7 protein-coding genes are annotated in these 14188 nt (G+C 61.0%); 2 read left to right on the forward strand and 5 right to left on the reverse strand.

Going from position 1 to position 14188, the window contains the following annotated elements:
- Positions 1–59 precede the first annotated feature (59 nt).
- Entirely contained in the window at positions 60–656 is a 597-nt protein-coding gene (locus PSEUDOMOFG3G_RS00160; RefSeq protein WP_047227382.1) for a MarC family protein, read from the forward strand.
- Between the two features lie 54 nt (positions 657–710).
- Here PSEUDOMOFG3G_RS00160 and PSEUDOMOFG3G_RS00165 read toward each other — a convergent pair whose 3' ends face one another.
- The 5 genes from PSEUDOMOFG3G_RS00165 to cobG all read right to left on the reverse strand — a co-directional run bounded on the left by PSEUDOMOFG3G_RS00165 (position 711) and on the right by cobG (position 12610).
- Positions 711–7784: a TcdA/TcdB pore-forming domain-containing protein gene (locus tag PSEUDOMOFG3G_RS00165; protein ID WP_139048480.1), complete on the reverse strand. Its 7074-nt coding sequence runs from the start codon at positions 7782–7784 to the stop codon at positions 711–713.
- 465 nt (positions 7785–8249) lie between these two features.
- A complete protein-coding gene (gene cobJ, locus PSEUDOMOFG3G_RS00170; RefSeq protein ID WP_139048481.1) occupies positions 8250–9941 on the reverse strand; it encodes a precorrin-3B C(17)-methyltransferase in 1692 nt (563 codons plus the stop codon).
- A complete protein-coding gene (locus tag PSEUDOMOFG3G_RS00175; RefSeq protein WP_139048482.1) occupies positions 9941–10675 on the reverse strand; it encodes a precorrin-2 C(20)-methyltransferase in 735 nt (244 codons plus the stop codon). The genes cobJ and PSEUDOMOFG3G_RS00175 overlap by 1 nt, the downstream gene beginning before the upstream one ends.
- On the reverse strand, positions 10672–11298 hold the full coding sequence (locus PSEUDOMOFG3G_RS00180; protein ID WP_139048483.1) for a precorrin-8X methylmutase: 627 nt from the start codon (positions 11296–11298) through the stop codon (positions 10672–10674). The genes PSEUDOMOFG3G_RS00175 and PSEUDOMOFG3G_RS00180 overlap by 4 nt, the downstream gene beginning before the upstream one ends.
- Positions 11291–12610, reverse strand: coding sequence for a precorrin-3B synthase (gene cobG / locus PSEUDOMOFG3G_RS00185; protein ID WP_257220606.1), 1320 nt, complete (start codon positions 12608–12610; stop codon positions 11291–11293). Before cobG ends, PSEUDOMOFG3G_RS00180 begins: the two co-directional genes overlap by 8 nt.
- 405 nt (positions 12611–13015) lie before the next feature.
- Here cobG and PSEUDOMOFG3G_RS00190 point away from each other — a divergent pair, with 405 nt between their 5' ends.
- Positions 13016–13921 carry a zeta toxin family protein gene (locus tag PSEUDOMOFG3G_RS00190; protein WP_139048485.1) on the forward strand — a complete coding sequence of 302 codons (906 nt, stop codon included), beginning with the start codon at positions 13016–13018 and terminating at the stop codon, positions 13919–13921.
- Positions 13922–14188 lie beyond the last annotated feature (267 nt).

A 14188-nucleotide genomic window follows, 5' to 3' on the forward strand; every position in this document is an offset into this window, starting at 1 on the left:
ACAGACACCAAAACGCCTGATAGACTCCCCGACGTCTTTCTCCGCCTTGAGCCTCGACCATGCTTCATGTGTTGTTCAGCGTTTATCTGAAGATGCTGGTGCTCTACAGCCCCTTCTTCGTGCTGTCGTGTTTTATCGGCCTGACTCGCGGCTACTCGCGCAAGGAACAACGGCGCCTGGCCTGGAAAGTCGCGATCGCGACGCTGGTGTCCAGCGTATTGCTGTATTTGTTCGGACGGGTGATTTTCAGCGTGTTCGGCATCACCGTGGATGCGTTCCGAATCGGCGCCGGCAGCGTGCTGTTCATTTCGGCGCTGGGCATGGCCCAAGGCAAATCAGCCGTACAGACAGATAATGTTCAGCAGGACGTGACCATTGTCCCGCTGACCATTCCGTTGACGGTCGGCCCCGGCACCATTGGCGCCCTGCTGGTGATGGGCGTGAGCCAGCCGCACTGGGACGACAAACTCATGGCCATCATCAGCATCGCCCTGGCCAGCTTTACCGTCGGCGTGGTGCTTTACCTGTCCAGCCGCATCGAGCGGATTCTCGGTGACCAGGGCTTACAGATTGTCAGCCGCCTGATGGGGTTGTTTGTCTGCGCGTTGGCCGCGCAGATCATCTTTACCGGGGTCAGAGGCTATCTGGTGCCCTGACACAGCAGCGGTCTGCTTGCGACGTAAGACCCCAGCGAGAATATCGGACCGTGGTCAACTCACCAGATTGCTTTCCTCCTCATACGATACGTGTGACAACTCTTTGAGCGCGACACCGTTGCTGGCATTCTGCAAAGCACCCAACTGCTCAATCAGTGTCGAGACGGTGTAATGCCGGTTTCCTCCAAAGCTGAGCACGACTTCTCCGCGCAAGTTGACATCCGCCGCATACACTTCACGAAAAATCACACTGTGCCCACTGTTCGGGTCGATGATCACCAGATGTTCATGGATGGGGCTCAGCAACAACTGGTCAGGCTCATCGTGCTCCCAGATCAACTTACCGGGGATTGTCTGCGCGCTGCCCAGCGAGTGCCGGCAATCGAGAATGACCGACTTGACTCTCAACCAGGCCGCTTTCGACAACCTGTAACTCACCGCGCCTTGTCCCATGCGCAGGACCAGAGTCGTAACATCGTCCGGCATCAGCGCAAGAAGATCATCAACCTTCATCTGGCCCTCAATAGCCAGAACCTCGGCATCACGCCGGATGTAACTGAGTGGCCCAAGATGCTCCATACCCGGCAAGGTCAGCAGCTTTCCGTTCCTGCTTTCATGAAGCAGCACGTTGCTCCGCTGCTGGGTGCCCAATAGTTCAAAGGACTCTGGAATGACCGTCTTGGGAACCCGAATCACACGCTCGGTCTCGGCGACGAACCATTGCAGGTTACCGGGCTCCTCCACTGACAGCAGTGCGCTGCGAAATGGCTGGGCCGCCAGCTGTTTGAGGCCCTCGAGCTTTCGGCCACCTTGTGCGACGACCCATTCGTGAGTGACGCCGGTAATCAACGCCGGCTCCCGGTCTCGCAGCACAACCACCACGCCCTCGAATGTCACGCCACGCAGCCCCACTCCTTCGACCGTCAGTTCGACAAACTGCCAGGGCGCCCATGCACGCTCCGCGGCGGGTAATGCATCAGCCTGCAGCAACTGCGAACCCTGGCCAAAAGCGGACTCCAGTTTCTGCGGATCGATGAATGCCTGGCGATAGACTTCGCCACTCGATACATCGAACAGCCAGGCCGCTTCGCTATCCGGGGTAACGCCGAGCAGGCGCACTTGCTTTGCATGCCCCCATTCGGCCAGCAACAATCGGTTGCCGACGTACCAGGCACACAACCTCGCGTCACCGTTCAAGTGGGTCAAGCCGATCAGGGCAAAGCTGTCGGTTGCGTATTGCCGGGCCAAGGGCTCCAATGCGGACCACCAGTGCGCCCGATCCTTGAGCCACACTTCACTCAAACCGCCGAAGGCCAGTCTGCCCTGGCTCGTCAGGTTGAAGAACAGGCCCTCTGACGTCAGGGCGACGTAGCCGCCGTCAACCGCCATGACGTTTTCCAGCTTCTGCGGGCGCATCCATGTTTCGGACCAGTGTCCCTTTCCCGCCACCTCGGTACGTTGCTTGCGACACAGTTCCTGTCTGAGCCGGTCATAGATGACAAACACATCGCTGTCGCCCGCCGGTGTCAGCAACGTCAGGTCAGTCATGTGCTTGATCGAGTCGGCCCAGCCACGGTGATGGTTGCGGCGGGGTGAGGGACGGATGATCAAGTGATCGCTGCGGCGAACCCAGGCCATGTCCCGCCACTGCGCCTCGGGCTTCCAGCAAACCGAAACAAAGGGGGCAGGCCGCCAGTTGACGGTGATGAAGCTGTCCTTTTCGCTGGCGGACGGGGTAAAGGGGTAGCCGTTACCAAGGATCAGCGACCAGTCGGCCAGTGTTTCGCTGGCACTCAGGACCGACTCCAATGCCAGGTCCAGGTCCCGAGTGATCGAACTGAGCAGCAGTTGCCCCTCATGTATCACATAAACCAGAACATCGCGGGCCTGATCCTTGCGGGTGATTTGCTGAACGACATGAATCACCCCCTGTGCATCCACCTCGACGCGCTTGATGGTGCTTGCGACATTGCTTGCGCCCCACAGCCAATAACGATGGCTCAACAGCCCGGTCACCGCGTCGACTTGCCAGATGATCAGGTTCTGCGGGTCATAGAAGTAACAGGAAGCACCCGCCACCGCTCCCAACACAGCGGCATCGACACCCGGCATATCGTCACGGATGTACAGGAAGCGGTCCTCCTTCGCGTCGTACCAGGCCGTAACGTAGCGGGGTTCGTCCGGTGCCTCGAACGGAATCAGATAATGGTGCACCGCCGTATACGGCATCACCAGGCGGTGCTTTTGAGCCAGAGTCTTGAGGTGCCCCTGCAACGCCTGTCGACTCATGCCCGGTGGCACATCCTGCTCGACGAGGGTGAGTTTGCATGCCTGCAGCTCAACCTGAAACACTTGATTGTCGGAGATCTTGAGCACAATTTCATGGCTCCCCGTTCCCGTTAGCGTCACCTGGAGCTCACCGATAAACAGTTTCCCTGAACCCTCGAAACGGATGTCGCTCTCGCCGACCCAAGGGGCGTCCAATACCCAACTGGACTTCTGCGCAGGCCCCGACTCAAGGATCAGGCCCACGCCGGGATTGAGTCCCAACGCGCAGCGTTTTCCGGCACCCCGAATCCGATAGGCAACCTTTGCGTGCCAGACGGCAGGGAGAACGGGCACCACCAGCGAGCGATCAACGGAATCGAGCCACACATCGATCACTGTTGGCCGATAGTCAGGCACCATGCGGTAGAGGATGTAGTCGCTGGGAAACGAATAGAACGAAAACAGGAACAGCCAGCCACCATCCGCTTTCCTTTTTTCCAGACGCCGGGCCGTGTCGAAACCGGTGTCATGGCGCAGGCTCGCGAAGGGCAGCGCCTTGTACTCGTAGCGATAACAGGTTTGCGGTGTGCAAGGCAGGACGACGACCTGGTCTGCCGGCGGCGTGAACTTGACCCGACCTGGCAGATTCAGCTCTCGACGGATATCGATTGCCCGGCGGTAATCGTCATCAAAGGTCGGCACGCCGAAATGATCACGTAGCGGATACAGCCTGGGGCTGTCCAGCACGAGCTCGGAGCGGGTCAGGTCCAGCGTCTGAACGATCAACGAAGAACGCGGCAGCCATGCCCCACTGGGGGCATCAAAGTGATAAGGCTGAAGATGAGCTTTTGTAGCCTCATCGAAGAAAAGCCCGACTTGCTTGGCTTCTTCAGCAATGGTGGCGAAACCCTGGGCCAGCGCGGCCACCCCCACCGCCAGCCCGCCCAGCATCACCGCGGCGCCGCCCAGAAACGCTCCGGCGGTGGTGGCACCGGCGGCGTAAGCGCCTACCGACAACGCCAGACCGGCCGAGTCGAACGCCAGTTGGGTGCCGAACTGCGCGCGTTCCACTTCGTTTCGGGCAGTCGACAACTGATAGATGTCGAAGCCGACATTCGCCAGTTGCAGCAGCCCCCCTGTCGCTTCGCTCACGCTGCTTCCCACCGCCGCCTTCACCACTGGCGCGACGGTACGGGCAATCAGTTTTTCTTCAGCCAGTGCCTGACGCACCAGCCCCACCAGGCCCGCGATATCCACCACGTTGCCGTGAACCAATTGCGCGTAATTGACATAGCCATGCAAGCGCACCGCCAGCGTCAGGGAGCGATCAGGCCCTTCCTGCCGTCTCAATGCATTCATCAATGCCTGTATGGCGAAACCGGCGTTCAGGGTATGGACGCTGCCCACTTCGGTGGGATCGCTGGGCACGGACGGTTTATTGGCCAAGGCTGAAAAACGTTCCGAGAGGTAGCTTTTTATACGCAAGAGTCGATGGTCGTCAGTGACGACCCGTACCAGGTGCTCGGGACTCTCAGGATCGATCAGGCTTATGCGGTACGATCCGTTCGACATGACCTCCAGGGTTTCGAACAACGGCACAAGGCCTGATGCCAATTGACCCGCCTGCTGAAGATGGGCCGTTGCCTGCGCGATCTGTTGCCCCCACCACTGGCCATCCAGCGCCAGCAGACAGTTGCCCAGTCGAGGATTACTCTGCAGCGACTGCCCCCGGGCATTGGCCAGGCGCTGCCTGACCGGGCGCAGCGCCTGCCCGGGCAGCGCGCCGGGTTGCAGCAGTTTGGAAACATCAATTGCACCAGACAATGCCAGGCTCGCCACCTTGGCACCGTCCAGGTCGATGAGATCGAAGGTCGGGCGCGCCGCATCGCCATACGCGGCGTAATAACTGGCCATCTCGTGCTGAAGGAAGAACTGCTCCAAGGCTTGCCTGAAGCGTGTCGCCTGCTGGAACTCGAATACGCCAAAGTTCGGATCGTAGAAGTGATACGTACTGCGCTCCCCCTCTAGGGTCTTGGCCACCAGCATGGCGTGATTATCGGAGTTGAGCATCAGCGTGCTGGTCGTTGTCCTGGCTTGCAGAATGTCCACCACCGCATTCAGATCCGAGCGCGCCAACCCACGGCCGACGTCGCCGATCTGCACGTCGCGCAACGACTCCACGCAGTTGAGGAACGTCTGCGAATCACTGGCCTGAGGCTCGATCACCCCCAGGTAGAACCGCTCACGCAAGGTGTTGACCGCAACCTTGTCCTGCGACAAGGCTGCCGCCATTGCCAGGGCCAAGGGATAACAACGTCCGCCCACCCTGTCGCCATCGCCCTGGAGCAGCAGATCCTGAGGTACAAGCTTGATTGTGTCGGCATCGAAATCGTCCAGGACAGTACCGAGGCGTTCAACGACCCGGACACGGTATTCAAGCTTCGCCACCTGGCGGATCCGGGCGACGTGCTGGCCCCATTGGCGCAATGTCAAAGGCTGCTCCAGGGCGTTTTTCTTCAGGGCCAGGGCGGTCTCCTCATGCCCTGGCGGATACTCGGCCGCACTGGCAAGCCCGGCCAGAAAAGCCGGCGCCTTACGTTGGTACAACGCATGCTCGATCGTTGCATAGCCGCCGGCGCTTCCCTGGTTCGCGACGTTGTTGGCCAGGTTATCCAACTGCGGGCGTACCGCATCGAAGCTGCGATTATCCAAGGCCGTCGCACCGGTCAAGCCCCCCAGCAGCAGACGTTGCAGGGGACTCAATTGAGCGACTTCAAAATCACCTTTGGCGAGGCGCTCCAGAAGCTCAACGACGGACAACCGGCGCGTTTGCTGATCGCTCAACGATGCTGGCGGTAACGCACTGGCGCTTTGGGCGAGGATCGACTGACGTTCATCAAAACCCAGCGGTATCGCCTTGTCGAAAATCACCGTCCCGTCATGGCCCAGACTCATCATCTGCATGAACGGCTTACCCAGCTCATCGGCAAGATGCTGCAAAAGCTCGGTGGACAACACATGTCGCCCCTCGATCACCGGCCAGCCTTCATCGAACTGGAGCGTACGGTATTTGAGCAGCTCGGCCATATCGCCGGCATAACGAGCCTTGAACCGGCCCTCTTGCCAGCGTTTTTTCTCGTTAACGAGCCATTGCCCGGTGTCACTTTCGTTTTCCTTCCAGGAGTGATCCAGCTCCTCCTCGGTGGCCCCATTGACGCTGCCGACGGCGGCGATGACCGCCTCCGCGCGCCACTGCTCGGCGGTTCGCGGGGTGAAATGCGCCCGGTGGTAATCGGCCATCCCCTCGCGCATGGCGGCTGGGCCGGTCAGGTAGATCGTCACTTCGCTCTGGGGGCGGATACCGTCGCTGTAGTAAGTGGCGGCCGCCTCCACCAGAAACGCCGCGGCCATTTCCGCTTCCGGCGACAGCTCGTGAAACGCACCGAAAACCTGCGTTGCGGCCTGACGCGCAAGGCCGATCATGCTCTGGGCATCGGTAAGGGCAACGTTTTGCTCATCGGCCAGGCGCGCGGTGGCATCGACGATTTCATAGTTGAGCCTGAAACGCTCGAGCACGGTTTTGAGCATCGCCGCCCCAGGGTGGCCCATCAAAAAAGCGTTGCTCAACGAGTTTCGCGCGGCAACGGCGCGCAGCTCGTACGGACGCGCCAGACGCTCCACCGGCGGGCGAAAAACGCGGTTCAACTCGGGCTGGCTTTTAGCGAACCGCTCCAGCGCATCGCGATGCTGCGACGGGATCGCGTGGAGATAATCCGTGTACTGGCTGCGCAATGCCTGACGGCCGGGCATCCAATCCGGGTTTCGATCAAGCAACAACTGCAACACCCCCAGGCGCGCGTCGGTCTTGAACTCACGAATGTCCACCTCCCCCAGTTTCTCCAGCAAGGGCGGCAGGTGATCGATATCGACATAGCTGCCCCCTTCGGCGAACAGGGCTTCGACACGCACAATGTCGGAGCCCCCGGCAAACATGCCACGCAGACTGATCTCGCGTTCGTAGATATCCCGCAAGTGAAGGGGTGCTTGACCGGCGGCAACGTCGCGCAGGCTCAGGCAACCCTCAGCCAAGGCCGTGAGGCTGAGGCGGTTATCGTTCATCAGGGTATTGAGCCGCGCCTTATCCTGGCCGTAGGCGCGAACCAGCAGATCGATTCGAGCCTCATCAGCACTGCCGCCGTTCTTCACAACCTTGGTGATATGCGCATACATCTGCTGCTTCAGGACGATGGCGCGTTCTTCATAACGGTCGCCCAACTCCAACGGATCGACACTGGCCTGCCCGCCATTGAGCATGGCATCGGCCTTCGCGGCTTCGACAATGATCCGGTTGGTCTCATAGGCCAGCAGCGCGTCGCTGTCATACCAGAGACTGAGGCGATAGCCCTGCGGGCCCATCACCTTTTTCCAGATATTGATGTAATCACGCTGAATCGCCCCGACGCCGCCCCCAAGCCAGACAAAATGCAGGTTTTTCGGCACTTCGGTAGCGGGTAGTTTCAACTGCTCGAAGCTGTTGTGCAGGCGCGCTTCGAAACCCTCGATTTTGTTTTGTATCTGCGCCAGGTTCGCAGGCCCGGCGCCATCGGTGCTCAGCGGCTCCGGCGCACGACGGCGCCGGCTGTTTCCCTGCAAGGTTCCCACCGCCTGCTTGAGCAGCCCCAACGGTTCCAACATGCGCGCAGAATCCAACAAGGCGATACAACCAAAGTAATACCGAAGTACCGAATCATATTGTTCGGAACCCTTGTACGGTATTAAGGCCCGTTCAAGATCCTTTAGTTTCAACAAACTCACAAAATCGACGTAGTCATCCGCCGATGAACGCTCAGGCTCACTCATAAACAATACTTCCATTTATCGTATATAAATACAGGACAGCCTTGCACGATGACCGCCCACAAGCGCTTCCAAGCACTCGAGCAGCCTCTGCATCAAGCAATCCAAAGAAATAATCTTGTCAGGAGAAGTTGCGCGCTCTCTCCTGCAATAGATAAGTAGCAGCCATCCGCAGTGCGCCCCAACAACAGCGTTCACTCAGGCCGCAAACAGCACTTCACAGTCCCAATAAATTTCAAAGCGGAAGCAAACATAGCCCACACTTCGAACGCTGTTCAACTCACAAGGAATTCAATAAGTTTCCGAACACAATGACTTAGCGCTCGCGCATCGAATCTTTATTTCATTATTCAAACAAACAGGTATTCGCGACGTCTACAGCGTCAAACAGCGGGTCGTCTTGTACCCACGAAGTCTCGAACATGACGAAGTCAGATAGAGGCGGCCCAGGCGGGCCGCCGGGTTTTATCAGAGCGGTTTGCTGCCATACCAACGCGGCGTGTACACCCAGTCGCCCCCTTCGGCGCGCGGGAATACACACGTGGTGGAGGAACCGATCAGCACCATGGTGCGCATGTCCACCTGGTCCGGGGTCAACTGTCCCAATGTCGTGACCCGCAGGGTCTGGCCCGGACGACCGATATCACGCCCCAACACCACCGGCGTGTGCGGCGTGCGATGTTGCGCAACGATCTCCAGCGCTCGCCCCAGCTGCCACGGTCGGGAACGGGAAATCGGGTTGTAGAACGCCAGGGCCAGGTCTGCTTCAGCCGCCAGATCCAGGCGTTTCTCGATGATCGACCACGGTTTGAGATTGTCCGACAGCGACATCACACAAAAATCATGACCCAGCGGCGCACCGGCCTGGGCGGCGGTGGCGAGGGAAGCCGAGACGCCCGGAAGGATTTGCAGGTCGACGCTATGCCAATGGGCATCCGTCGACTCGTGCAGCGCTTCGAGCACCGCGGCGGCCATGGCGAACACGCCTGGATCGCCGGACGACACCACCACCACGGAACCGCCCTGGGCCGCCAGTTCGAAGGCATGACGGGCACGCTGCATTTCTTCGCGGTTGTCGGTGCAGTGCTGCACCTGATCGGACCGGAAGGGACCGGCCATGCGCACGTAGGTTTCGTAACCCAGCACATCGGTGGCACGGTCGAGTTCGGCGCGCACGGCCGGCACCATCAACTCGGCAGCGCCGGGGCCAAGGCCGATCACGGCAAGACGCCCGCGCGGGCGGCCGATCTGTTCGGGGTCAAGGGGCTGCTCGGCCACGGCGATGGCATGGCTGCCCATGACCTGTAGCGATGCCGGTTGGCCGAGGGCATCGCTCAACCCTGTTTCGAGGTTGCCATTGATTGCGGCAAAACGCAGCGGCACACCCAAGGCCGATGCCGTTTCGTGCAGCTCAGGACGGGCCATGTCGCTGTCCGCCGCCAACAGGCACGCCAGCGACTGCGGCGCGAGGCCGGCCTGCTCCAGTATCGCGCCGATGTCCGCCGACGCCCCTGCACTCAACGCCACCAGCACATTGCGCGGATAAATACGCAGCTCATCCGCCGCCGGTGTACCCGCAGCACTGTCGATACGGATCGCCAACCGTGCCCGTTCATCCTCGGGTAACTGCGCCTGAGCCAGCCACGGCGCGGCGCCTTCGATGCGCACCGATTCACCTGCCAGCAGATCGGATACAAAGCGCTTGCCCTGCTCCAGATCGTCAAGACGGTAACCGCTCGGCGGATTGAGCAGGCAAGTGCCAAAACGCAATTCACCGCTGGTGGTGATCGCCGGGGTGACTTGCAGCGCTGTGGCGATATCACGGGCCATGACATTGACCCCGCCCAGCCCGCCAAGCAGCGGCACCACCGCGCTGCCGTCCTCGGCCACCGCCAGCACCGGCGGCTCGACGCCTTTTTCCAACAGCAGCGGCGCCAGCGTGCGGATGACGATGCCGGCCGCGCACAGGGCGATGATCGGCGTGTCCTGTTGGTAGAGCTCGCGCAGCGTTGTGCCGAACTCGGTGTATTGACGATCCACACCCTCGACCCGTCCGCTCAGGCCGTGAATCAGGGCGTCAGGGTAGCGCTGCTGGATCCGTCGGGCGGTGGCGAGACTCCCCGGGCCGAGGATGACAATGGCCGGCACTTTGGAAGTCATCAACCCTGCCACCGTTCGCCGGGCACGATGATCAGCGAGAAGTACGGCGAGGACATGGGCTCGACGTCGTCCAGCGGCACGATCTTCTGGTTGGCCATGGTTGCCCGCTCGACGTACAACGCCCGACCGTCCAGGCCCAGTTCCTGGAGCACCTGCCGGACCTTGGGGAAGTTACGCCCCAGTTTCATGATCACCGCCGCATCGGCGTCGGCCAGGCGGCGCTTGAGTTCCTCAAAGGGCAGTACGCCGGAGAGCACCGACAGGCTCTGATTGCGATAGACCAGCGGCGCACCCAGCACCGAGGCGCCACCGAGCATCGAGCACACGCCAGGAATCACGTCGGCGTCATAGCGCTCGGCCAGGCGATCGTGCAGGTACATGTAAGAGCCGTAGAAGAACGGATCGCCCTCGCAGATCACCGCCACATCACGACCGGCATCCAGATGCACGGCCAACTGCTCGGCAGCTGTGTCGTAGAAGTCGGCGATGACCTGTTCATAGGACAGCGGGGCCGGCAGCGCTTCGGTAGTCACCGGATAGACCAGCGGCAGCAACGTCTGCGCCTCCTGCAAATGCGCCTCGATGATGCCGAAAGCGTTGCCCGTCTTGCCCTTGGCGACAAAGTACGCCACCACCGGCGATTCGCGCAGCAGGCGCAGGGCCTTGACCGTAATCAGTTCCGGGTCACCGGGGCCTACGCCGAGGCCGATCAGACGTCCAGGCTGCTGCATCATTCAATCTCCGTAGCGAGGGCGTTGACGGCGGCGGCGGCCATGGCGCTGCCGCCGAGCCGGCCTTGCATGATCACGAACGGCACGCCACGGCTGTTGGCTGCCAGCATCGCCTTGGACTCGGCGGCCCCGACGAAGCCCACCGGGAAGCCCAGGATCAGTGCCGGTTTCGGCGCGCCGGCATCGAGCATTTCCAACAGGTAGAACAGGGCGGTCGGCGCGTTGCCGATCACCACGACACTGCCTTCCAGATGCGGACGCCAAAGCTCCAGGGCGGCCGCCGAACGGGTGTTGCCCAATTCAAGGGCCAACGCCGGCACGCTCTCGTCGCGCAAGGTACAGATCACCGGATTGTTCGCTGGCAGGCGAGCCCGGGTCACGCCTTCGCTGACCATCCGCGCATCGCACAGGATCGGCGCACCGGCGGCCAGCGCCTGGCGTCCCGCCGTGCCGGCGCCCTCGGAAAACTGCAGGCCATCGACGGCCTCGACCATGCCGCAGGCGTGAATCACCCGCACCGCGAGTTTTTCCAAGTCGGCCGGAATGCGCGCCAGGTTGGCTTCGTCGCGAATGATCGCGAAGGAGTTGCGATAGATCTCCTGACCGTCGCGGATGTAATCAAGCATCAAGGGGGCTCCGGGGGCGAGCGTCGAGCCAGTGGCCGAGCGCTTCAATAGTTCGATCGTGCGCCTGCAACGCGCCGAAACCCGGCAGCGTCGCATCGCGAAAATACAGGTCGTAACGACCGGGGGCGACCGCCAGCAAGGTGGCGGGCGCGACATGGGCCGCTGCGCAGGAACGCGGACAGCCCGAGAGATGGATCTTCAGGGCACGGCCCTGGCGTTGCAGCAGCTCGGCCAATTGACGAGCATCGGCCTTGGTGTCGGCCAGGGCTTTGCCGCAACCACTGGAGCCGGTACACGCGATGAGTTGCGCCAGGGGTTGCTCGAGCGAGCACAACAGCCCCAGTTCCTCGAGCCGCGCCAGCACATCGGGCGCATCCTCGCGGCGCACGTTGGGCAGCAACAGGCTCTGCCAGGGGCTGAAACGCAGGCTGGCGTCGCCCTTTTCCCGCGCCAATTGCGCCGCTGCGCGCAGCATGACGGCGTCGAGCCGGCCCAGAGGCGCCGCCGCGCCAACGTAGACCCGGTCGTCGTACTGGGAATGGATGCCGATGTGCAATCCGTCGATGGACTCGCCCCGCCGCCAATCCGGAGGGGGCTGCAACGCCACGCGGCGGGCCAACTGGACGAGGAACTCATCCCTCGGGATTTCGGCCAGCACGTGACGCATGCGCGTCTGGTCGGGACGGGCCAGGTCGAGAAACAACTCCAGCACCGCCACCACCAAATCATGTCCCTGGGCCAGGCGCACAGCGCCGTCCGGGTTATCCAGCGGGGTGCCGGCCAGCCCGAAGGCCAGCCACGGTTCGCCGTTGCGAACCAGCGCCGAGAGCCACAGGTCATGGTGATGTTCAAGCATCGCCAACCCTTCCCCGCCGTCCAATTGCACGGCGAACTTGGCCGACAGCTCATGGAAGCGTTCATGGGTTTGCAGGGTGAAAAGAATCCGCGCGGCCAACGGACGGGTATCGAGCAGCATCTGCCGGTCGATCCCGGCCGTGGGGCTGAGCATCAGGTTGCGCACGTCATCGCCGGCCAGTTTGCGGGGGCCAAGTCCGGCGTTCAGCAAGGGCTCGATCAACGCATCGTGCTGGGGCCCAATCCCACGGATTTGCAGGTTGGCGCGGTTGGTCGCCTCGATGACGCCACCGGCGAACCGCTCGGCCGCCAACGCCACGGCGTCGGCCTGATCCGCCTGGATGGAACCACCGTCGAGCTTGATCCGGCAGATCCCTCCGTCCAGCGCCTGGACGACACGCAGCAACCCCGGACAACCCGAGGGGCGTATGACGCTGGATGATGGACGTTCGTTCAAGGGCAAACCGGTCGATAAGGCACGCCGCAACGGCGAAGGCCCGCCATTATGCCTGCTTTGCCGGGGGGCATGAAAAGCTTGCTGGTCGGATTGCGGGCATCGCGCTGCGCCAGGGAGCCGATCACGGCCACAAAACGGGGGGAGCGAGCCTGTTCGCGATAGCGGTCCACCTGAAAGGGTGATGTTGAATGTGCCAGGGCCTTCGCGAGCAAGCCCGCCAAAGGGGTTCGGTGTCAGGCACGCTGACGTAAGTCTCCGGCGCCTTCCATGTAGGGATTTTTACCTTAAAAAACAGGTACATATCTTGGAACACACGCTCATTTGAACAAGCCGCAAAACCCCGCTTTATTCAAAGGGCAACCACTCACTTCACTTCATGGGAATCTTTGATAAGGACATCAGGATATGCCACACGCATCGAATTACGCCTACACCCCGGAACAGGTCACGACCGCATTCACCGGAATCACCGACACGCTGTTCAATGGCATTACGGTCGAGTCCGTCCCCAAAATGCTGATCATCGCCGGATCGCAGGGATCGGGTAAAACCTATCTACTGGAAAAAAGCCTCCTACCCTCCCAACGCTACGACAATCATGTGCGCCTGTACCTGCCCGAGTACCGGGAAAAACACCCTCACTACGCCGAAATGATCAAATACGGTGTGCTGCATGCTTATGAGCATACAGAGGCCTTTGTTCGAGAGGTTTGCTCGAAAATCTTCGCAGAGGCGTTCAGGAAAAAATACAACATCATCATGGAATGCGCGTTCGACAGCATCGATTTCGCGGCCTTCCCGGCGATGGCCACGGCAGCGGGCTATCAGCTGGAAACCCACATCATCGCCTGCAAAAAAGAGTTCGCTCATCTATCGAGTATCAAAAGAGCCCTCAGAAGCCTGGAAAAACAGGAGCTGGAAAGGTTCGTCACGCTATCGACGCTCAATGCCAGCCTGGGCAACGCCCAGCCGACCCTGCTGGCTATCGAGACGGCGGCCAAAGCAGTCAGCGGCTCGCAGATATACTTGTACGAGCGCGGGTTCGGCCCTTTGAAGGAACGGATCCTGCGCACCCAAAGCACCTATACCCTCGATCCGGACGGGACTTTGCTCATCGCGGGACCGAAGGTGGTTTATGCAAATGCCTTCGAGATCATCACCAACAACCGCCTCCACCTCATCGGCGACCGCGAAGAAATGGTAAAGGAGTGCCACCTGACACTGCTCAAGACCCAGCCCCATGCTGAACACGTACCCGACTCGGTCTACAACGATCTGTATGCCTATATCCTCAAATACGTCTACCGATGAATCGGCTGCCTGCTTGAGAAGGTGATGTTGAATGTGCCGGCGCCATCGCGAGCAAGCTCGCTCCCACAGGGGACCTGTGGCAAACACAGACCTTGTGCCTCCCCCAATCAAAGCTGTGGGAGCGAGCCTGCTCGCGAAGCGGTCTGTCTGAATCGGTGCCGCACGCCGGCAGGCTCCCAACAGCCCACGCCATAACCGAAGGCGCACGGTATGATGGCGGCCCGGTTCGCGTGCGCAACAAGCCCGCCGATCAAACCTATCCATTCG

The organism is Pseudomonas sp. FG-3G, assembly GCF_901007645.1.
GTDB classification, from domain to species: Bacteria; Pseudomonadota; Gammaproteobacteria; order Pseudomonadales; family Pseudomonadaceae; genus Aquipseudomonas; species Aquipseudomonas rhizophila.